Here is a 22,741-nt window from a genome sequence, read left to right on the forward strand (position 1 = left end):
CTGCATCCGGGAAAATCCCGAACCATACACGAAACTTTACATTACACTACACCTCACAATGGATAACCAGAAATTCAAAACATCTTTGAACGCAGTAACTTTAGATAACGCCAACGACGCACAAAAGCCTCTACTGGAGACATCCCAAAAACAAATGGGTATGATCCCGAACATGTATGCCAATATGGTCAACTCGCCGGGCGTGATGGAAACCTATGCCGTGGGCTACGACCGTTTCCGCAAGAACAGCGGCTTCTCGCCGGTAGAGCAGGAAGTGGTCTTCGTCACGATCAGTGTGGAAAACGGATGCGAGTATTGCGCCGCCGCGCACAGCTACATAGCCGACAACGTGTCGAAGGTGCCGGTGGAGGTGACCAATGCCATTCGCGACGGCAAGCAAATCGAGGACGCCAAGCTGAATGCGCTGGCCACGTTTACACGCGTGATGTTCGACAAGCGCGGCAACCCTTCGCACAGCGAGGTGCAGGCATTTACGGAAGCCGGGTATGCGGAGCAGCACGTCCTGGAGATTATCCTCGCTCTGGCCGTGAAGACACTCAGCAACTACTCCAACCATATCTTCGGCACTGAAGTGGATGCGGTGTTCAGCGGCCGCGCCTGGAGCAAGAACTAATCCTCCGGTGCAGCTAAATAACAGAAGCTAAAGCGTAAGACAATGGCTTTTTCGGGAGGAGGGTATACAGCGCCCTTGCCCGGAGAAGCCATTGTTTTTTTAGAGTATGATCTTAACTGAGATTGAAAACTGCGCTTATGAAAAGCATCAACCCCTGGAAATTTAACCCGGCTGGCCCAATCCCGTTCAGGAAACCACAGCACTCCATAACGGCCATACATAGGTATGGCGCATTTCCTAAGCAAACGCACTACGTTTATACCTATATGGCCAAGGCCAGATTTTAAAGCCCATACCCCCATGCAAGCAAACAAGCTATACTTCAAAAACAGCAAAGGCATCCAGCTCAGCGGCCACCTGGACCTGCCTGCCGACCAAAAGCCGCATAATTTTGTGCTGTTCGCCCACTGCTTTACGTGCAACAAAAACTTCAATGCGGTCCGGAATGTAAGCCGGGCGCTCACGCTGCGGGGGTTCGGGGTTTTTCAGATCGATTTTACCGGGCTTGGGGCAAGCAAGGGGGATTTTGCAGACTCAAACTTTTCGGGCAATGTAGCCGATTTGGTGGCCGCGGCACACTTTCTGGAGGAGGCTTACCAAAGCCCGACACTGGTGATAGGGCACTCGCTGGGCGGGGCAGCGGCTATCGTGGCGGCTTCGCAGCTGGATTCTGTGCGGGCCGTCGCGACAATCGGGGCGCCCGCTTCGCCCCAGCACGTAGCCCATCTGTTCCAGGCCAACTTGCAGGAGATCAATCAAACCGGTGAGGCGCTTGTCAATATTGGCGGCAGGCCCTTTACCATCAAAAAGCAGTTTCTGGACGATCTTTCGGAGCAGACGTTTCCGCAGATGCTCCGACACCTGCGCAAGTCCCTCCTTGTGCTGCATTCTCCGCAGGACACCGTGGTGGGCATCGAGAACGCCTCGATGCTGTTTACCCAGGCCCACCACCCGAAAAGTTTCGTTTCACTGGATGGGGCCGATCACCTGCTGAACCGCGAGGAGGACTCGCTGTATGCCGGCGATGTGATCGCCTCGTGGGCCAGGCGCTACCTCCCGGCCCGGCCCGTTCCCGAGCTTCACAGTGTTCATGAGGTGGTTGCGCTGCTGCAACAAGACGCTGCCTATACCACCACCATCAAGGCTGGCGACCATTACCTGACGGCCGACGAGCCCGTGGCGGTACAGGGCAAGAACTTCGGCCCTACTCCATACCAGCTGGTGGCCTCCGGGCTGGCTGCCTGCTCCGCCATGACGGTTAAAATGTACGCTGCCCGCAAGGGTTGGCCGCTGGAGGACATTGAGGTGCACATAACGTACAAAAAAGACCATGCCGACGACTCCATACATGAGGAAGACCAAAGCGCGAAAATTGACATCTTTGAAAGGGAGATCAAAATGACTGGCCCTCTGGACGAGACGCAGCTGCAACGGCTCCTGGAAATCGCAGACAAATGCCCCGTCCACAAGACCCTGCATAGCGAGGTGCTCGTCCGGACAAAGCTGATGAAGGGACAGGTATAAAGCGGATCTTTTGCTGCGGGCAGTAGGGCTACATAAACCAGCACGCACACCCCGAAATGCGGATGACAGTTCTCTGGCGCTCGTAGTGCAGCGGATTGCAAGGTGTGATGCGGTTCTCGCCTGCGGCTCCTGCCCTCAACGGAGTTGGGCTTCTCAGTTTATAAAGCGCTGGATACCAAAATCCTCGCCCTGCTGCAATTCCGGAAACCTTGGCGGCTCTCTTCGGTAGATAAGGTGGCACCCGGCGCATGCGCAGTTGGGCAAATTAGCGCACCGGGGCACTGCCACCGCTCAAAACCGACACCTGTATGAATGCTGAAGAACAAAGACTGGCTGAAAACTATACCACCGGGAAAGGCGGCTGGCTGAAGTGGGGCCCCTACCTGAGCGAGCGCCAATGGGGCACGGTGCGCGAGGACTACAGTGCCGAGGGCAATGCCTGGACGTATTTCCCGCACGACCATGCCCGTAGCAGGGCATATCGCTGGGGGGAGGATGGCATCGCGGGGATCAGCGACCACCGGCAGCACATCTGCTTTGCCATTGCCCTCTGGAACCACCAGGACCCGATCCTGAAGGAGCGGCTGTATGGGCTCACCGGTAAGGAAGGCAACCATGGGGAGGATGTGAAAGAGCTATACTATTACCTCGACAACACCCCCACCCATACGTACATGAAGCACCTGTACAAGTATCCGCAGCAGGCTTTCCCGTACGCGAAGCTTCTGGAGCAGAACAGCGCACGCGGCTACCACGACCCCGAGTATGAGCTTCTGGATACAGGCATTTTCGACGAGGGCAGGTACTTCGACGTGTTCACGGAGTATGCCAAAGCCTCGGAAGAGGACATCTGCATCCGGATCACCCTCTGTAACCGCGGCCAGGACCCCGCCCCCATTACGTTGCTGCCCACACTCTGGTGCAGCAACCGGTGGAGTTTTGGGCTAGCGTCCGAAAAACCCGTGATCCGCCTCGGCAACCAGGACGCCGCATATGGCTGTGCCACGCTGCTATACCCCAAGGTCGGTGCCTACTCGCTGTATTTTGACACCCCCACACAGTGCCTCTTCACCGAGAACGACACCAACAAGGAACGGCTGTTTGATTACCCCAACGCAACCCCTTTCGTGAAAGACGCTTTCCATGATGTGGTGGTGGGCGACAGTCCAGAGCTGCTGCACGGCAACACAGCCGGGACAAAGTTTGCCCCGGTCTACCGCTTTGACGTGGCTGGCGGGGAGCAGAAAGTGGTGCAGTTGCGACTGCGCAGGCAGGACACGGACGGAGAGCCGTTTGGGCCGGGCTTCAACGCTCTTTTCAGGCAGCGCATCCAGGAGGCTGATCAGTTTTATGGCGACATCGCGAAAACCAATGACCCCGAAGAACTGCTGATCCAACGGCAGGCGCTGGCGGGGATGCTCTGGAGCAAGCAGTATTACAACTACGACGTGCCCCGCTGGCTCTCCGGCGACCCCGGGCAGCCGCCTCCACCCGACAGTCGCTACAACGGCAGGAACACCCACTGGAACACCCTGAACAACGAGGACATCATCTCCATGCCCGATAAATGGGAATACCCCTGGTATGCCGCCTGGGATCTGGGATTTCATTGTGTGGCGCTGGCGATGGTGGATCTGGACTTTGCGAAAAGCCAGCTGATTCTTTTCCTGCGGGAATGGTATATGCACCCGAACGGGCAGCTGCCCGCCTATGAGTGGAGTTTCGACGACGTGAACCCGCCGGTGCATGCCTGGAGTTGCCTGGAGGTATACCGGATCGACCAACAGAAAACTGGCCGGGCAGATTACCATTTCCTGGAGAAGGCGTTTCACAAACTGCTGATAAACTTTACTTGGTGGGTGAACCGGAAAGACAGCCAGGGCAACAACATCTTCGAGGGCGGCTTTCTGGGCCTCGACAATATCGGCGTGTTTGACCGCAGCGAGCACATACCCGGCGGGGGCACGCTGGAACAGGCCGACGGCACCGCCTGGATGGCCATGTACAGCCTGAACATGCTGGAAATAGCCCTGGAGCTCTCGCAGTATAACAAGAGCTATGAGGATGTGGCCACCAAGTTTTTTGAGCACTTTATCTATATCACCGAGTCCCTGAACCAGATACACGAGCACTGGGCGGGCTCCTGGGACGAAGAGGATAGCTTTTTTTATGATGTGCTCGCGCTACCCAACGGCACCAACATCCCCATCAAAATCCGCTCGCTGGTTGGCCTGACGACCCTGTTCGCGGTCTTGATCCTGAAAAAAGAGCAGTTTGAGCAGCTGCCTGATTTTTATGGCCGCCTGAAGTGGTTCCAGAAATACCGACGGAAGAACAAAGCCTACCGGGTGATCGAGAACGATCAGGAAAACGAGGACATACTCCTGTCGCTGGTGCCCCGGGATCGGCTCAAGAAACTCATGCAAGCCCTGCTCTCCGAAACAGAGTTTCTGGCCCCCGGCGGCATCAGGTCGCTCTCTAAAATACACACCACCCCCTACATACTAACTGTTGATGGGGAGTCCTTTTCGTTGGACTATCAGCCGGGCGAGGCTAACTCCCCGCTGTTTGGCGGCAACTCCAATTGGCGGGGCCCTGTCTGGTTTCCGGTGAACTACCTGCTCATACAGTCGCTGGAGAAGCACTGCGCCTACTTCGAAGGGACCTGCAAGGTAGAGTACCCAACGGGCTCGGGCACCCTGCTATCCCTGTCGGAGGTGGCGGACGAGCTCAGCAAGCGCCTCATCTCAGTTTTTAAGGCAGACAACCAGGGGAACCGCCGGGTAAACGGGGCGCATGCCATATACCGCGAAGACCCGCACTTCAAAGACCTCATCCTCTTTTATGAGTATTTCCACGGAGACACCTGTCAGGGCCTTGGGGCGTCTCATCAGACAGGCTGGACCGGGCTGGTAGCCGAACTCATCAACCGGACGAAAACGTAACCCATCTCCTACAATATGAATAAATTAGGATAATACGTGGCGAGTTTCATCCCCGCCCCCCCCCTTCTTCGTTGAGGGGCGCTACCCCAAGGGGACAAAGAACGACATTACGTAAGAGTAGGTATAACTACCAAAATCCAATGATGAGCACATATAGCCTTTCCTTTCAAGTAGTGCTATTCCACTCCTCGGAGGGGAATTTCGGAATAATGTAATTTCGCTTTATTGGGGATAGGGCCTTCTTGGGAGGAATAGGTAAGTCAGGAGAATAGATTTATTAAGCTTTTGTAAATCGCGACTCGGGAAAACGATTTATCTCAGCCGCTTTTCGGCCTACTGGCGAGAAGACGCAGCAAGGGCAAAGAGAGCTATTGAATTTTATTTTGAGCGAAACCTCAAACCGTTTTTATGCGGGTAATGAGGCTATTCCGGCTTCTGCCTGTGCCTTCCGAAGGGTGACATGAAACGCCGTGGCTATGCCTTCCCGGCTTTCCAGCCTGATGCTGCCCTGCAGGCTTTCCACAAAATCCTTGCTGAGCATCAGTCCTAACCCGGTGCCCTTCTCCCTGGCTGTACCCAGGGTAGTATGGCGGCTCCCTTTAAACAAACGCTCCATCTCGGCTGCCGACATTCCTTTGCCATTGTCACTTACGCTGATTACGATGGTATGCTCCTGTTCCTCTGACGTTACCCGCACCTGCCCTCCCGGGTACGAAAACTTCAGGGCATTCATGAGCAGGTTGCGCAGCACGAAGCTCAGCCGTTCTTTATCGGCCAGGCCGAAGGTGCCGCCATTCACTGTGTTCTCGATCGAAATGTCTTTTTGCTTTGCCATGCCTTGCAGCAACTGCACGTTCTCCTGCACCAAAAGCTGGAGGTTCAGGGGCTCCAACGCGATCTCCTCCCCTTCCATCTGGGCTTTCGACCACAGCAGCAGATTTTGCAGCAGCGCCATCACACCTCCCATTTCATGGCGCATCATCCCCAGCACCCGCAGCCGCTCTGCCTCCGGGATTGGCTGCGTCAGCAACAGGTCCAGTACGCTATGCACCGACGAAAGCGGGCCCCGCAGGTCATGGGAGATGATGGAAAAGAGCCTGCTTTTCAATTGGTTTGCCTCTTCCAGCCGCTTGTTCTGCTCGGCCATGGCCTGGTATAGCTTGTCGAGCTCGGCAGCGCTATGCTGGATCAATGCGTTTTTTAGCTCAAGCTCGACGCTATACTCCTTCACCTTACGGTAAAAATTATACCATACCAAGGCCAGCGAAGCCAGGAGCAGAAGCGCCATCGTGCCCGCCAGCAGGATATAGTTGGTGTTTCGGGCAAGGCGCTCGGCCTGTAATGCTTTCTTTTCGGCAAGCAGTTGTCCTTCCTGCTTTTGCCTGAGGATATCGAGGAAATCGAGGGTATAGTTCTTCTCCTTCTCGTAAACCTCTTTCTGCTTGGCTATCTGCACCGCCTGCCAGTGCACCAACTCCTCCCGGTTATCCTGTAGCCGGAATACGCTGATCAGTTCCTCCACCGCATCTATCATCAGTTGAGAGGCGGAGATGGCTTCCGCATCCCGCCAGGCGGCCTCACCATAGGCAATGGCCGCTGCATAGTCGTTCTTGCGGCTGGCCACCTGCGCCAATTTACTCTCCGCCAGCGACATCCCATACCGGTCGTTTGCCTGCCTGTCAAGATCCAGCGCCTTTATAAAGCTTGCCTCTGCCGCCTGCAAGTGGTTCTGTTTCAAATGCACCAGCCCCCGGTGGAAGTAAGCTTTCTTGAGGCCGTAGGTATACCCCACCTGCTGACTCTCCCGCTGCGCAGCATCAAGTAAAGCCAGGGCTTCCGGTATCTTGTGCTGCTTTAGTTTAAAAAGGGCGAGGCTGTTCTTTATATTGACGGCATCTTTCGCCTCATTGAGCAGGGTGAACTGTTCCAGCGCCTGCAGGTATAGCGTTTCGGCCTGCTTCGGTTCATCTCCCTGGGCAAAGGCATTGGCCAGTTGCTGGTTTGCGCGGGCAATATTCAGCGTGTCGAGAATGCTCCGGCTCAGCTCCAGGGATGTATAGTAGAGCGACAGGGCCCGCTTGTCATACCCATTCTGCATATAGATGCCGCCCTCGTAAAGCGCATTGATGGCTTGCCCCCGCACGTAGCGTTGATTATCTGCCAAGACAGAGGCCCTGTGAAGCAAATCAAAGGCGCGCTGCAGGTCATGGCTTTTCACTTTAAAAGCAAGGTCGTTTAATGAATCCACGGTATGGGCAACAGACGCCGCCACGGCAGGCTGCAACAGGGCCGACTTTTTAACCTGCACCGTTGCGCCGCCAACGCAGACGTTTACCATGAAACAAAACGCAAAAACTAAGAATGATTTCACCAGGGAGGGAGTAAGATTACCAATGACGCCTACTAATTTATAATATTCCAAATATTAAATTATTTTAATTTAAGCGCCATCATGCTTAATATATATTGAACAAAAATAATAACATCACCTAAAAAACAATCAGGTATCCTGAAATGTTTTGGAACAATGGATGCTATAAAATGCTCAAATAATACGCAATAAATATGTACACGCATTTCGGTAAGCCTTTAATTCTTAAAATTACATAAGTTCTTATTGCATATTATTCACACAGTATAAAAACCAATCATTTAATGCGCCAAGATATATAATTATACTTATCAAAGTATATAAATTACAATATATAAAACATTTTCACTGCTATCTGCATATTTTAAGTAAACTAACGGTATGAAATCCCATTCGTTTTTCTGATTCGTTCTTAAAAGCAACGGGGTTCTCCGGCACGCGTGTTTTAACATATCCCTTTCGCCGATTCACCCGTCTTACAACGTAGCCGGGATTTCCATATAAGCCATTGGAAAAGAATGCTGCACCTACCCTAAACGCACAAACCCGGATGTGGTGCATACAGCAGAAGCTATACGCACCACATCCGGGTTTTACAAAATATTTTTTTATCAGAGCACTACACCGGCTATCCGGCTGTAGGCACGGCCTCTTTCGCCATAAATTTATGCACTTTGTCCACCATGTCGCGGGAGCCGATGAGCAGCGGGCAGCGTTGGTGCAATTCCGTTGGGGTTTTGTCGAGGATGCGCCCGGAGCCGTCTGTGGCTTTGCCGCCCGCCTGCTCCACAATCATAGCCAGCGCGTTGCACTCATACACCAGGCGCAGCTTGCCGTTCGGGTAGTTGGTGGTAGGCGGGTAAATGTAGATACCGCCCTTAAGCAGGTTGCGGTGGAAGTCGGCCACCAGCGAGCCAATGTAGCGCCCGGTATAATTCTGCTCCTTGCAGTAGTCCAGATACGCCCTCACCCCTTCCGGGAAGCTCCTGATGTTGCCCTCGTTGCAGGAGTAGATCTTCCCCTCTCTCGGGGTACTGATGAGCGGGTGCGAGAGGAAGAACTCACCGAGCGAAGGCTCATACGTAAAGCCGTTCACGCCGCAGCCAGTGGTATACACCAGCATGGTGGAGGAGCCGAAGATGATATAGCCTGCGGCCACTTGTTTGGCGCCTTTCTGCAGGCAGTCGGCCAGGGTGCCGTCGTCACCAGCCTCAGACACACGCCTGTACACGGAGAAGATCGTGCCGATGGCCACGTTCACGTCGATGTTGGAGGAGCCATCCAGTGGGTCGATGGCCACGATGTACTTTCCGTTTGTGTTGCCCGTCTGGATGAGATGGTCCTCCTCCTCCGAGATGACGGTGCATACCTCGCCGCCGTTGCGCAGCGCCCGGATAAAGCGGATATTGGCGATCACGTCGAGCTTCTGCTGCTCCTCGCCCTGCACATTCTGCTGCCCGAAAGTGCCCGCCAGGGCGATCAGGCCTGCCCGGTTAATCTCCCGGTTCACGATCTTGGTGGCCAGGGCGATGTCGCGGAGCAACTGCGACAGCTCTCCGGTGGCATACGGGAACTCTTCCTGCTTGCGCATAATGAACCTGTCCAGCGTTGTGCCTACAGGTATTGCTAACTGATCATCCATAGCGTTTAATTTTTAATTTTCAAGAAACTGCAAAATTGTGATGCTCCCCTGCCAGAGGTATGAGCACGTTTATGATTCATACTATGGGCTGCAAAATGCCCATTAAGGAGCCTGGCTTCGCTACCGTTTAAGAGCATGTTTAAATTTCGTTTTTGGAAGCGAAAATTGTTCAGGAAGGGTTCTGGCGAAGCGTTTTTTGAGCCGCATAGCAGCGCTATGGGGTGATAAAAAGGCGAAGTCAGGTTCCTTAATGGACAATTTGCAGCCCAAAAGATGAATTTTAAACATGCTCTAAGGTTGTTTATTGGCTGCCACCGTTTTCACCATCACCTGCAAGATGCCAGCGGGAGGCAGGGTATACTTCTCCTGTTTTTTACCGCCAGCGGTCAGTGTGATCACCTCAGCGCTAAGCGACGTAACGGTTAACGTCCCTCCTTCCAGAGCGAGCATAATGTCGCGGGGCGCATCCAGCGTCAGCGAGAGGTCAGGCAGCTGTATGCTTCGGCAGCCGAAGAGGACAAACGCTCCCTTTTTTGCCAGGCCGTGCGCTGCTTCCAGGCGTATCTGCGAGTCTTTGGCGGTATAGTTTTGCGCGAACACCTGCCAGTCTCCCACCTTTTCTTCAGATGGGCTTTGCGCCGAGGCGATGCGGTTGGAATAGCCTTTGTAGGGGCGCAGCACCGTCAGGTAAGTAAAGTTTTTGGCAGGCACGGCCTGGTATACCACCCTGTTCTTGCCATTGTTGCCGGCAAGCGACAACGCTTTAACAGGCGTTAACTGGAGGATATCGAGGCCAGTGGCGTCTCCAAAATTGGCTCTGGCCAACGCCGGGGCATCTTCCAGGGAGTAATTGCCCTGCCATACCTGCTGGTAGCGGTGCTCCTCCGGACTCTGGAATTCGTCTTTCACGATCCAGAATTCATCTTTCAGGAAAAGCACCTTGCGGGTATACCTGATCGCCTGCTTCTGAAAGCCGTTGTGCGAGCCGATAAACAAATCATACCCAGCGGCAGGGAGCCATACCTTGACATTGGCCTGGGGCAATTCCGCGAATTTGCCAAAGCCACTGCCGCCTTCGTTTCCTTTCCATTTCTGGCCCTGCGGCATAGAGTCTGCCAGCGCCACGTTTTTCACCCACGAGTTTTTGAACAACTCCAAGTCCGGAAGCGAATACCGTACCTGGTAATTGGGCAGCAGCGGCACCCCATAGGCATAGGCCTGCACGCCTAACACATCGCCGTGCTGGTGATCGGGTTTCTGTTTAGACACGCCCGTGGAGATGACCATATACATATCCTCGGGGTTCCACCCGTCACGCATCACGTAATACCCGGTTTCGGGCAGGGCGGTGGAGGTAAAAGCCGGGGCCTGGGTGCGTATATTTTTAAGGTCATCCAGTTGGTCTGTGGGGGTATACCAGTAATACTCGCTGCTGATGCCGGCAGACGCGAAGTAGCCATAGGCCGGATCTCGGAAAAGCAGGTACCCCAGCAGCATGGCCTCCCCTATCTCGTTTTGCGTCGCCCAGGGTTCATCCGTGTCGTCCTGCAGCACCGGGCCGTTTTTATTGGGCAGCGCAATTGCGGCCAGCGCCGTAAACATGCGCTGCAGGGTTGCGGCCCACTGGGCATCCACTGGCATGTTGTTTTTACGGGCCAGTTGGTATACCATAAAGTAGTTGTCGATGTCGCCGATATGGTAATGCACGGTGCGCTCAAACTGAAAGCCGTCCGGGTTCACCTCTTTCTCCAGGTGTTCGCCCAATAGTTTCATGGCATGGGCATACCATTTGTCCGCTCCCTCAACCTCCGGGAAAAGGATGGCGATCATCGCCAGGGCCGTCATGCCCTTGGTCTGGTGGTTGCCGTAGCTAAACTGCTGGTTCTCGCGGTACAGGAACGCGGCATGGTGCAGAAACGTCCGGATCAGCAGGAGCTGCTCATCGTCGGAGTACTGGTCAGAGGCCAGAAAGGCATGGTGGGCAAACAGCCAGTTCAGCATGCGGTTGCCGCCCCTGAAGGCCTCGTAGGTGCCGTTACCGTCTTCCAGCGTCTCTACTTTATGGGCATTAAAGGCAGTGTTGAGGGAGGCTACCTGCTCCGTGAAGTAATTGATGTACCGCTCGTCCTGGGTGATGAAATAGCTGAGGGCCATGTCGGGGGCCTTGTGCTGGCGCGACAGGTGCCGGACGGCATAGGCGTTCACCGCTTCCCCTTTCAGATTTTTGAAGGGAAGCTTCCAGTTAGTCTGGGCCGGATAAAGGTCCATGTGCCCGTGCGCACTAACCGGGTGGGCAGCCTTCTTATCCGGGAAACGGGCCAGGTAATCCGCCAGCCTATCGTCAAAATGCTGCCAGTTAAAGTAGTAGCGCTGCGCGGCTTTTTGCCGGAAGTAGTTTGCGAGTTCCTTTTTAGCTTTCTCCTGATTTCTTTTTCCGCCTTTCTGATAAAGTTGCGTGAGCTGGGTTAGCGCAGGGTCAGCCGTTTTCTTCAGAACGGTAAACAGTTCTCCGTCGCGCAGCACCCGGTCGGCTGGCACCTGCGCCTGAGCCGCCACGCTGCCAAGGTTTGCCAGCACACACAGCGCCAGTAAGGCAGCCACCCGAAATACCAGGCAAGACCTAAGCCGAGGCGCTGTGGCGATGGAAGGTGTATACATTATTCTTTGGCGGTTATGGTAAGTTGCGTTTCGTCTCATAGGGTTCATTGGTGCTACTGCTTGGCTGGCTAGGTATCGCCTATAAATTTTGCTTCAGGGCTGCCCTGGGTCCATACCAGTGCGTGCCCGACCAGCGTACGTTCTTGCCATCCAGGGTTAGCTGGCAGGGGCTTTCCTGATTTGGGCCAGTGGCCAGCAAAAGGATTTTCTGCTCGCCAGATGCAAAGGCTATCTCCAGGGCCATTCCGGTGGTCGATTTGCCCACCAGCGAAACCCCCTTCAACTGACTGGCAGTCTGCCCCGTCGCTTTTGTACCCGGAGTATGCTTGCCGTGTGGCTCGATGACCGATACAAAGGTGTGCTGCCTCGCTTCCGGTATCCGGAGCAGCAGCCCCGGCTCTTTTCGTAAATTGTCGTCCGGATCCTGAGCGCCAATCCGAGTGAACAGGATTTCGGTAGCAGCGGTAGAAGCCGTGGTGAGGGTATAAAATAGCCCGTTGTGTTGCCAGGTTACCTGCGCGGGCTGGTTGCCGGGCTTTGCGATGGCGGTAAGTTGCAGGTGCTCATACCCGTTGGCTTTGCCCAAAGGAGACGTGCCCAGCGCTTTCCGCTCAAAGGTAGTGGCCGTGATATCGCCCAGGTAATAATAGGGCAAATCATACTGGTGGCTGCTCTCCGAGGCAACGTCAAATACATCCACCACCACCGGGTGTTCGAGCACGGAATCCTGGATCATGGCCACGTAGCGCTTCATCGTCACGCCCGGATATGCCCCTTCCGCAATGGCGGCGGTAAGTTGTACCTCTGGGGTCTTGCTGTCAAAGTAAAGTGTGCGTGGGGCCATGCGCTCCGACAAACGGATATCGCCGCCAAAGTGCGACTGCCCGTCCACGACGAGGGTATTGTGTGCCACGGTTTGCTGCGCCCACGTTTTGTTTTCGGGCAAGTAGCGGCCGCCGTCTTTGTCCGGGTTATTCACGAAGCGCACCGCCCCATAGTCCTGCAAAACCTCCTGCCCCTGATCATACAGCAGCAGCGAAAGCTTGTCATAATGCCCGTGGCTCAGGCCATGCGCGCTATACTTCATCACGGCGCAGGTATGATCCTGCCCACCGCCGCTCCGCAGAATGCCAATTCCGCCTTCCGTTCCCTGGGCCCCGTCGCGCAAAACCACGGAATGCCACCTGAAGGGCGCTGCCAGTCCTTTGCTGATCGCGGCGGCAATCTCCACCCCCTCCGCCGTCAAAATCACCCGCCCCTGTGTTTCTGCGATGCTCAGTAATTCGGGGTTCTTCGCATACCCATATACCAGGTCAACGGCATACACCATTTCATCGGTGGTAAGGTCTTCGCCCTTGATCGCATCGTTCAACGGGAAGAACGTGTTCTTGTAAGTAAGCTGCAGCGTGGCCTGCACCGCTTTCACCAGCACGCTGTCGCGGTAAGCGAAAATGTTAAGCGCTGGCTGCCGGTGCCCGATGGCTTTGGCAAAAAGCACAAACGGCATCATGGCATAGCGCTGGTAGTAGGGCCCTTCGGTATAATAGCCGTCCGGGGAGAAAAGCTGGTCCAGCTGGGCCAGGAACCCGCCTTTGCCGTCTTTCGCTAACCCGCGCAACGCTTGCTCCACCAACTCCTGTTTTCCTGTCACATACCCGGTCATGCCCACGGCTGCCACCGCCCAAGTGCCATGGTTGTGGATGCGGTTGAAAGAATAGGCTGACCCTTCGGAAAGAAACTCTGCCATCGGGTAAAAAAGCGCTTTGTTCAGGGTGGTGATGTCGTCTTTGCCCAGCCAGTCATACACACAGTCGTAAGCCTGGATGGTGTGCACCAGCCACACACAGTCGTTCAGGCTCTGCCAGAAAAGCTTACCGGGTGTTTTGGAGGTCGCGGCCGGGTGCAGTGGCAAGATGGTATAGATCTTTGCGTACGCCAGCAGCATGTCCTTCACATACCGGGCATACCGTTCATCCTTTGTTATCTGGTATACCATACCCGCCGCATACATCGCTTTATAATTCTTCTGATGCTGCCTGTGGGTGCGTCCTCCCCCCGCATCCCGTGGAAAGGGCACGTCCAGTTTTGCCTTTAGCGCCTTGTCAGCTTCCTTTTTCAGCTCCTCATACGAACTGTCCAACAACGGATACCGCCCGAGGCTCTGCCTGATTTGCTGCACCCCCTGCTTTGTCAGGACAAGCGATGGATGGGTACCTCTGGATGCTGGCTGCGCCTGGGCCATACCCTGCTGCCACAGCACGACAAAACTGAACAACAAAACAAGAAAACGGTAGCTATGCGCCATGCTGTGTGCGTCAGAAGGGTGATGATTTTATAAAAATGCCGCTGCGTCTGCGCCCCAACGCGCCACTGTAAGCATTGTCAATCAGATAGCTTGCTTATACCAGGTGGGTCCTGCCGACGCTGGTGTGACAGGAAGCTCAATGTCTGGGGCGCCTTTCTCTTTCCAGATGCCGTTTTTTCCTTTTACATAGGCTTGGGAACTTCGCTTAAAGCCCTCCAGGCTGGTTGTAGCCCCGATGTTATACCTGTTCTCGCGGAAGGTGATGCCCGGCAAGGGGTGAGCCATTTCGTATACCGCCTTCACCCTGGGGTTGTAAAAGGTGTTCCCGGAGATCAGCGTGCGCTCAGGTTGCAGAATTTGCTGTGCCCTGCTGCCCACGCCCAGCTGCCAGCTGCTGCAAAACAGGAAAACATTGTCTCTGACCGTTACATCGCGCACCTGGTGGTAGCCGTTCAGCGGGGAGTTCACCACGCCGTTCATCACCACCAGGCTGGACTTGTTCTCGCTTCCGTTCAGTTCCTGCAAGTGGTTGCCATATACCTGATGGCCCTGGTTGATGACGCGGATGCCTCCGGTCTCTTTGACGTTGTTGCCAATAAAGTAATTCTGCCGGATGGTGTTGTTGTTACCGTGCCGCAGCACCACGGCCCCCTTCGACTCATAGAACACGTTGTCCTGAATCACATTCTCCGCTGATTTAATGGAGATGATTTCGGCCTCGCCATCGCACCTAAAGAAATAGTTCTGCTCCACCACCGTCTGCGACGTATGCATGGAGTGCTCTGAGGTGCCAATGCGAATGGTCTCGCCGCCATTTTGTCCCAGCCGGGGCCTGTGGCCAAAGTAGTTATGGTCTATGCGGTGGCGGTTTTCCCGGCTGGCCGTGTCGCTGAGCCATACCACCAGCGTCGTTCCTTCGCTTTTTTTGCCTTCCAGCAGGTTATGGTCGAAGCGGTTGTTTTTGCCGTACAGGTTCACCCATTTCTCATCTTCCCCCACATTGCTGTAATCCTGAATAACACAGTCGGTCACCCGGCAGTTGTTCGCCACCGACTTAGCGTCTTTTCGAAAGGAAACAATGCTTTTGGAGGGGGCGATTCCGTTTTTGAAGTGCAGCCCGTGTACCTCCAGGTATTCGCCCGCGATGCTGAGCTCACTTTGCCCGCTCAAAACAACTTTCCCCTTTTCCTCAGCGGTGAGCACGATGGGGGCGTTGGCCTGGCCGTGGCCCTGAAACAGAATGGCGGCATTCTCCCACTTTCCGTTCGCCATCACCAGCGTATCGCCGGGCTGGGCTTTGGAGATAGCGGCCTTCAGCTCGGCAGGCGTTCTGACAAGCACGCGCGTGCCCCTTGCTTTCCAGGCAATGCTTATACTTGCACAGCCAAGCAGCAGTGCAAGTATAAGTCCTTTAGTATAGTGTCTCATAACTATGTGTTTATACCTCAAGCGCCTTTGGCCTTCCGTTCTAGAAAGCATCTGTCAGGTCTACTGCGCCAACGCCTGTCAGCACTTTATCCGTGATCGAAATCCAGTCTATGTTCACTTCCAGCGGCACATTCGTTTGGCTATCCACCAGAAAGTTGATGCGGGTATACTTGTCTGCGGCCACGGCTGCCTCCGTCACGGTTGGCGCCAGGTCTGAAAGCCGCACAGCGATAAGGGCCCACTGCTTGCCATCCTCCCCAAAGGTTGCCTTGTACTTCTCCGGGCTCAGGTTGCTCAGTTTCAGCGAGTAGCTGTCGTTCTTGGTCAGGTATAGCTTGACGGTGGGTGTGGTGTTGTTCACGTTCAGCCAGAAGTGCAGCACCGGCTGGCCGCCCGCATTGTTGGTATACATGCTCGTCCAGGACGAGTTTTCCTGCTTATCGAAGCGGATATAAGAGACAGAGCTTCCGCCTGCATCGCCGGTGCCGTCAAGCATCTCGAGGTGGTAATATGCGCTTCCTGCCGGGAAGGCCGGCTGTGCGGCCGTGCCGTTGATTGTGCTGCTCACCGTGAAGGCCGACTTGCCGATGGTAACCGCCGACAGGCTCTGGTCCTCAAAATCAAAGTAGGTTTCCACGTTGGATGCGATGTAGGCGACCGGATGCTCCACAACCTGCTGCTGCCCGTTGGCAGTATACTGCAGCTTGATAGTGGTATTACCCGTAGTGTTTCCGGCAGCCACAAAAGAGAGGGAGCCTGCCTGCTTGTCGGTCACGGTGGCCTCAGTAGTACCGATGAACACTTTCTCCACCATGTTCAGGTTGTCCCCTTCCAGCACATAGCTCTTTCCCTTGATCAGGAGCGGTGTCCAGTTGTTTACGCGCGGCGAAGGCGTGAGCACCTGCAAGCCACGCTTGACGGCCACTTCCTCGCGGCCCGTTTGTGTAAAGTAGGTATAGGAGATGTCCACCACCTGATCGTTGTCGAACAAGGGCACCAGCACGGCCATGGAGGCTTCCCGCTGGTACACGATGGTCGCTTCCTTTCCGCCGAACAGCACTTTGTCAATCACGTTGAGCTTCGTGCCGCCCAGGATGACCACATCATTCGCGTAAGCCTCTTCCTTGATGTCAGAGAGCTCGCTTTGCACCGCGGGCACCGGATAGCTTATCTGGATGGTGCCGGCAGAGACGCCCTCTTTTTTAGCCGCCGTGAGCACGCTGATCTTTCCGCCCTTTGCCTCGGGGGCCACCTGAATGATCAGCTGGTTGCTGTTTACCCGGCGTTGGATCGGGCAAAGCACCCCGCCGATGTAGGCGCTGTCCACGAAGTTGAGGTTCTCCCCATACACCGTGACCAGCTCCTTCACATCTGCCACTTCCGGCTCAAAGGAAGAGATGACCGGGCTCACGCCCTGAATCTCCTCCATGGTCTGGTCTATTTCCTCGCCGTAGCAGGACGACAAAAGCAGTAGCATCACAAGAAACTGAACCACCTTGTTTTGGGCTCCTGCGTGGTATAATCGTATTGCGCTGTTCATATAGTAACGTGATTTTATAAGTACATAATTCAGAAGTGGCTGCCTTGAAAACTCCGGGTTAGTACCCGATATTCTGGGTCACCCTCGGGTTCACATCAATCTCAAACTGGGGGATCGGCAATACCAGCTGCCAGTCGGCAATGGGGCCGGTGCTGAAAAAGCCCTGCTCCGGATTGTTATAGTATGGCTCTGTCTGGAAGTGCGCGTTCATCACGGACTTCGCCAGCCCGAGGCGCAGCAGGTCGAACCAGCGCTGGTTCTCAAAGGCGAACTCCAGTCTCCTCTCCTTTGCCAGAGAAAGAATAAAGTTGTAGTAATTGCCGGCGTTTTCTGCGGTATAGGGCTCGCTGCCCTGCACGGAGCGGCTGTGTACCCTGTTCAGATACCCGATGGCTTCTGCGGTTGGCGCGCCGTTGTTCTCGTTAATCGCCTCCGCAAGCAGCAGCAGCACATCCGAGTAGCGCAGGATAGGCCAGTCGTTTTCCGCATCCTCCTCCACGGCAAACTTCGACAGGTACTTGGTGATGTACTTGATGTTGTTCACCTTGCCGTTCTTGCCGATCCAGGTTTCTGCCATAGAGGCTGCTTTTCTTGTCTGGTCACCATTCTGCACATAGGTATTAGTGATGTCCTCGGTGGGGTAGTTGTATTCTTCCCCGTCGCCCGTCACCACATAGTTCTCGCTGTTGTCCGGGCCGAACAGGTTGGCAAACGGCGACCCCAGCCCCACGTTTCCGGAGGTATAGCGCACCGCAAACAGGATCTCGTTGCTGTATTCGTTGTTGATGTCGAACACCGAGGCATAGGAGCTCTGCAGGTTGTAATTGCCTTGTGCCGCCACTTCGCGCAGCAGCGTTTCCGCCTTGCTTACCCGGTCACTGCCTTTCACGGTCAGGAGGGCCTTGGCCCAGAGCGCCTGCGCCGCCCACTTCGTCACGCGGCCTTTCGCGGCGGTGGCCTGCAGCATTCCGGTTGCCTGCTCCAGGTCCTGCAGCAGGAACTCGTATACCTCTGCCTCTGTGCTGCGCTTGTAATCCTTCTTGATCGCCTCCTGGCCTGTCACGGAATGGTCCACGATGAAGACGCCGCCCCACAGGCGCACCAGGTTGAAGTACGCCAGGGCGCGCATAAACCTGGCTTCGCCTTCATACTGTCCGCGCAGCGTGGGGTCGCTCACCACGGCTATGTTGTCCAGCACGTCGTTGGCCAGGGCAATGGTGGTATAGGCAGACCGCCAGTAATTCTCCACGTATTCGTTCAGAGAGTTCACCACAAAGCGGTCCAGGTCTCTGACGGTGGTGTGCCGCGCCACGCTCGCGTTTGGCGTCACGGAGGTGTTATCGGAGCGGATCTCGGTGAGCGCCCATTCATCCTGCTGCATGTTGTGCAGGCTGTTGTAAGTGGCGATCAGGGCCTGGTTTATGTCTTGCGCGTTTTGATAGAAGCGCCCCTCCTCTACCTGCGATATGGGATGCAGGTCAAGTTGTTCCTCGCAGGAAGAGACGAAAAAGCTCGCCACTACCATACAAACACACATGCCTGAGCTCTTTACTACTCTGTTTATATTTTTCATTGTCTTGCAGCTTAAAATTTCAAATCAACACCCATAGAAAGCGTGCGCTGAACAGGGTATGCCCCACGCTGGTAGCCCACGATGAGCGGGGACTGGTATACCCCGCTGGTCATCAACCCTTCTGGGTTCAGGCCGGTATAGTCGTCTGCCATCAGGTACAGCAGGTTGTAGCCCGAGAAGTATACCCTGATGTTCTCCAGTTTCATTTTGGCCGCGAATGCCTGTGGCACGCTGTAGCCAAGCACGGCGCTGCGCAACGACACGTAAGAGGCGTCCTGCACCAGATAATCTGTGTTCACCCAGTCGCGCCCGTTTTTCTCGCGTGGCTTGGAGGCAGCGTAGTCGGGGCTGAACCAGCGTCCGTCCGTGAAGTCGTGGTGCAGGTAGCGTGTCTCGGTATAGTAGCCGTCTCCGCTGAACACCTCAGCTCCCTGGGATCCCTCGAACACGATGCTCAGATCAAAGCTCTTCCAGGTAACCCGGTTAGTGAAGCCCCAGGTAAAGTCCGGGAACGGGCTGCCCAGCCCAATGCGGTCTTTGGCGTCGATCACACCGTCGTTGTTCACGTCCGCGACACGGATGCCGCCGGGGGCGTCTTCGGCGGAGTGCGGGTTGGCGTTGATCTCGTCCTGGTTCTGCCATACGCCGATCATTTTATACCCATAGAACTGCACCATCTGCTCCCCTACTTTCGAGATGTACTGCTCGCCACGCTCACCGGTGTTGATGAACTGCGCCGCGCCGCCTACAGAAAGCAGCTTGTTCTTGTTAGCGGCCAGGTTGCCACCGATCTGCCAGGACAGCTCCGGCTTGGTGAGCGCAAAGGCGTTTAGCGAAAGCTCTATTCCCTTGTTCTCCACGCGGCCGACGTTGTTCCAGAAATTGCGGTAGCCCGAGGTGGCCGTGATGTTCTGCATGTACAGCAAATCCTGCGTCACGGACTGGTAATAGTCTGCCGTGAGCGACAGCCGGTTCGAGAAGAAGCCGAGGTCTATGCCATAGTCAAACTCCAGCGTTTTCTCCCACGTGATCGCGTCGTTCGATATCGTCTCGTTGATCTGCCCCAGGCCCTGCGCCACGCTGCCAATGCCGTCGCCAAACACGTAGTTCGCTCCAGACAATGTATTCACGTTCACGTAGTTGTCGATGTTGTTATTGCCCGTCAGGCCCACGCTGAAGCGCATCTTAAACTGGTTCACGGCATTCAGCTTGTCGGCCCAGAAAGCCTCGTTTGCGATGTTCCAGCCCAGGGAGGCCGAAGGGAACCAGCCATACTTGCGCTCGTCGCCGAACCGCGATGAACCGTCTGTCCGCATCGCCACCGACAACAGGTACCGGTCATCGTAGGCATAGTTCACGCGCCCCAGATACGAGATAAGCGCATCCTCCTCTTTCAGGGTATAGGTGTTGGCCAGGTTGATGGTGGTGGCCGCATTCACGGTCGGCACATAGTCAGTTGGCTGCTGCGATCCTTCGAGCGAAGAATACTTGTAGTCTGTGTACTGATAGGTAAAGCCCCCCAGCGCGTTGATGCTGTGCTTGGCTTTCTCCCAGTTATAGTTCAATGTGTTCTCGTTAAGGATGTCTTTGGAGAGCAGGGTGCTGTTAGACGACAGCCGCAGACCAGAGTCGTCGGCCTCGGAGTTGCGCCATCTGTCAAAGTCGCGGTACTTGATGTAGGTACCCAGCGTGGTCTTGAAGCGCAGGTTTTTGATGATATCCCATTGCAGGTAGGAGTTGGCCACCAGGCGGTAATCGTCCTGCACGCGCCACTCGTTTTCCATACGCGAAATCGGATTGTTGTTGCCCGTTCCCCAGATGTTGGAGTTTGTCACGGTCTGCTCGTTGCCCTCCGCATCGGTATAGGTCAAGGCGATGTTTCGGTAATGCCGGCCGTGGGCATACTCCCCGATGCCGTAGCCTGTGGCCGCAGAGGTATAGGCGTTGTGCCGCACCGGCGACCAGGTGTGCGTCCGGGTAAAGTCCGCGTAGGGCACCGACGACTTGCGGTTTGTGGTATAAGTCGGTTTCAGGTCAAGCCCGATCCGCACTTTTTTGTTGAGCTTGGCATTTACCTTGGCAGATAGGTTAAAGCGCTCCAGGGTATTGTCCTTTAGCATGCCCTGGTCGTCCACATACTGGCCCGAGATAAAGTAATTGATGTTGCTTCCGCCGCCAGACACGTTCATCAGGTAGCTTTTCATGGTCGTTATGTCGCGTGTCGCCTCGTCCTGCCAGTCAGTCACCCCGGAGTTGTCGGCAATCAGGCGCATCATTCTTTCACGCGATGAAAAATCAAGCACCTTGGCCTCCCTGTTTTCTCTTGTCGCCTTCGCGTTTTCAATCAGTTGGTTTTCCCGGAGCAGCATGTCCGTGTATTCGTACGCGTCCATCACATCCTCTTTCTTATAAAAGGATTTCACACCGAAGGAGGATTGAAAATTATAGCTCGGCTGATTTTCCTTGCCCTCTTTGGTAGTGACCAAAATCACGCCGTTCGCTCCCCTCGAGCCATAGATGGCCGTAGAGCTGGCGTCCTTCAGCACCTCGATAGACGCAATGCTGGCCGCGTTCACAAACTCAAGGCCGTCGTTGGTCGGGTAGCCGTCTACCACCACCAGCGGAGAACTGCCCGCGCTGATGGAACTCACCCCTCTGATACTGATCTCCGGGGCTTCGCCTACCTCGGAGGTGGTGTTCTGCACTTTCACACCGGCAATCTGGCCCTGCATGGCCTGGTCAACCCGCGAGACGGCTATCTGCTCCATGTTTTTGTTCTCCAGCCTGGCCACAGAGCCCGTCAGGTGCGATTTTTTCTGCTCGCCATACCCCACCACCACTACTTCTTCCAGCTGGGTCATGTCGGATTGCAGCACCACGTCTACCACGGCCTTGTCTGCCACTGGCACCTCGCTGCTCTTAAAGCCGATGTAGCGAAAGACCAGCGTATTTCCGGAAGCTGCCTTAATCTCAAACGCCCCATCCGCCCCGGTCACGGTGCCTGTGGCTGTGCCCTGCACCATTACCGTGACACCTGGCAACGGCTCACCACCGGTGTCTGTCACCTTGCCGGTAACAACTTTTCCCGCCTGGTCGCCCGGGGCACTTTGGCCGAAGCTGTAAGCGGAATTTAAAAGAAGGAGCATGAGCACTAGCAGAACGCTTAGCGCTGGCCCCCTTTCGGCTTTTGGATGTAACAAGTTTTGCATTTCTATAGGTGTTTTAAGATTAATTCAGTTTCACACAGAAGCGATTGATTGGTATACTATTAATTGGTTAACCAATATAAGGATGATTTTTTAAATATCCCAGCGTTGAGTAGGTTTATTTCTTTATTATTTTACAAAGTGATTTAGTACTTACTTACTGAATTGGGCGGTTTTCTGCAATTGCGCCGTTTCTGAGGCTTTTTTGCAAGTGGCTGACCTGGTTTTGATTAGCCTGAAACGCGCGCTCCGCGGATAATTTTGATATGCTGCAATGCCTCCGAAACAGATTGTTCGATGGCCTTGTAATCGTATTCGCCAGCTGTGGCCTTTATCAGCTTCGAGCCAGCCCCCACGCAAGTGACACCGGCCTTGAACCAGGTTGCCAGGCTTTCCGGGTCCATGGCTACGCCCCCTGTGGGCATCACCTTGGTCCAGGGGCAGGGGCCTTTGATGGCGGCGATAAAGGCGGGGTTTATACTCTCTCCCGGGAAAAGCTTCACAATCTCCGCTCCCAGTTCTTCTGCCTTTGAAATTTCGGTTAAGGTCTGGCAACCAGGCAACCACAGCACTTTTCTGCGGTTGCACGCAATCGCGATATCTTCCCGAAGCACGGGGGTGACGATGAACTCTGCGCCGAGTTGCATATAAAGCGCCGCCGTGCCGGCATCTGTCACCGACCCGATCCCGAGGATAAGGCCCGGCAGCGCCGCGTGGGCATGCTTCACCAGTTCGGCGAACACCTCGTGCGCGAAGTCCCCTCTGTTTGTAAACTCGATCACCCGGGCGCCACCGGCATAGCAGCTGTCCAGTATTTTCTTGCCTACCGCCGCGTCTGCCTGGTAAAACAGGGGGATCAGGCCGGTCGCCTCCATGGTCAGGGCCACGTCTATTCTTGTTTTTCTTGCCATTTTG

The 22,741-nt window shown here is 55.1% G+C and carries 13 protein-coding genes; 4 read left to right on the top strand and 9 right to left on the bottom strand.

Annotated features, from left to right (window positions below; all coding sequences use genetic code 11):
* The first annotated feature begins 58 nt into the window (after positions 1–58).
* The 4 genes from MKJ04_RS00100 (at position 59) to MKJ04_RS00115 (ending at position 5,103) form a co-directional block, all read left to right on the top strand.
* The gene (locus tag MKJ04_RS00100; protein WP_241638088.1) at positions 59–634 is read left to right on the top strand and encodes a carboxymuconolactone decarboxylase family protein; all 576 of its coding nucleotides are present in this window, start codon (positions 59–61) and stop codon (positions 632–634) included.
* 137 nt (positions 635–771) lie between these two features.
* Positions 772–921, top strand: coding sequence for a hypothetical protein (locus tag MKJ04_RS00105; protein WP_241638089.1), 150 nt, complete (start codon positions 772–774; stop codon positions 919–921).
* A gap of 13 nt (positions 922–934) precedes the next feature.
* On the top strand, positions 935–2,158 hold the full coding sequence (locus tag MKJ04_RS00110) for a bifunctional alpha/beta hydrolase/OsmC family protein (protein ID WP_241638090.1): 1,224 nt from the start codon (positions 935–937) through the stop codon (positions 2,156–2,158).
* Positions 2,159–2,466: 308 nt separating this feature from the next.
* Complete coding sequence (locus tag MKJ04_RS00115) at positions 2,467–5,103, top strand: MGH1-like glycoside hydrolase domain-containing protein (protein ID WP_241638091.1); 2,637 nt, start codon at positions 2,467–2,469, stop codon at positions 5,101–5,103.
* A 406-nt stretch (positions 5,104–5,509) separates the two neighbouring features.
* On the opposite strand, the gene MKJ04_RS00120 is transcribed toward MKJ04_RS00115, so the two are convergent.
* From MKJ04_RS00120 to MKJ04_RS00160, 9 genes are all read right to left on the bottom strand, one after another.
* Positions 5,510–7,441 carry a tetratricopeptide repeat-containing sensor histidine kinase gene (locus MKJ04_RS00120; protein ID WP_241638093.1) on the bottom strand — a complete coding sequence of 644 codons (1,932 nt, stop codon included), beginning with the start codon at positions 7,439–7,441 and terminating at the stop codon, positions 5,510–5,512.
* 661 nt (positions 7,442–8,102) lie between these two features.
* On the bottom strand, positions 8,103–9,116 hold the full coding sequence (gene fbp / locus MKJ04_RS00125; protein ID WP_241638095.1) for a class 1 fructose-bisphosphatase: 1,014 nt from the start codon (positions 9,114–9,116) through the stop codon (positions 8,103–8,105).
* Between the two features lie 291 nt (positions 9,117–9,407).
* On the bottom strand, positions 9,408–11,774 hold the full coding sequence (locus tag MKJ04_RS00130; RefSeq protein ID WP_241638097.1) for a heparinase II/III family protein: 2,367 nt from the start codon (positions 11,772–11,774) through the stop codon (positions 9,408–9,410).
* A gap of 79 nt (positions 11,775–11,853) precedes the next feature.
* A complete protein-coding gene (locus MKJ04_RS00135; RefSeq protein ID WP_241638099.1) occupies positions 11,854–14,079 on the bottom strand; it encodes an alginate lyase family protein in 2,226 nt (741 codons plus the stop codon).
* A gap of 81 nt (positions 14,080–14,160) precedes the next feature.
* Complete coding sequence (locus MKJ04_RS00140; protein WP_241638101.1) at positions 14,161–15,507, bottom strand: polysaccharide lyase 6 family protein; 1,347 nt, start codon at positions 15,505–15,507, stop codon at positions 14,161–14,163.
* A gap of 40 nt (positions 15,508–15,547) precedes the next feature.
* Entirely contained in the window at positions 15,548–17,047 is a 1,500-nt protein-coding gene (locus MKJ04_RS00145; RefSeq protein ID WP_241638103.1) for an IPT/TIG domain-containing protein, read from the bottom strand.
* Between the two features lie 58 nt (positions 17,048–17,105).
* A complete protein-coding gene (locus MKJ04_RS00150; protein ID WP_241638105.1) occupies positions 17,106–18,620 on the bottom strand; it encodes a RagB/SusD family nutrient uptake outer membrane protein in 1,515 nt (504 codons plus the stop codon).
* 11 nt (positions 18,621–18,631) lie between these two features.
* The gene (locus tag MKJ04_RS00155) at positions 18,632–21,766 is read right to left on the bottom strand and encodes a SusC/RagA family TonB-linked outer membrane protein (protein WP_241638107.1); all 3,135 of its coding nucleotides are present in this window, start codon (positions 21,764–21,766) and stop codon (positions 18,632–18,634) included.
* Positions 21,767–22,056: 290 nt separating this feature from the next.
* Positions 22,057–22,737 (bottom strand): bifunctional 4-hydroxy-2-oxoglutarate aldolase/2-dehydro-3-deoxy-phosphogluconate aldolase, encoded by a 681-nt coding sequence (locus MKJ04_RS00160; RefSeq protein ID WP_241638109.1) that lies wholly within the window; start codon positions 22,735–22,737, stop codon positions 22,057–22,059.
* Positions 22,738–22,741: the final 4 nt, after the last annotated feature.

This window comes from Pontibacter sp. E15-1, assembly GCF_022601975.1.
Classification (GTDB): domain Bacteria; phylum Bacteroidota; class Bacteroidia; order Cytophagales; family Hymenobacteraceae; genus Pontibacter.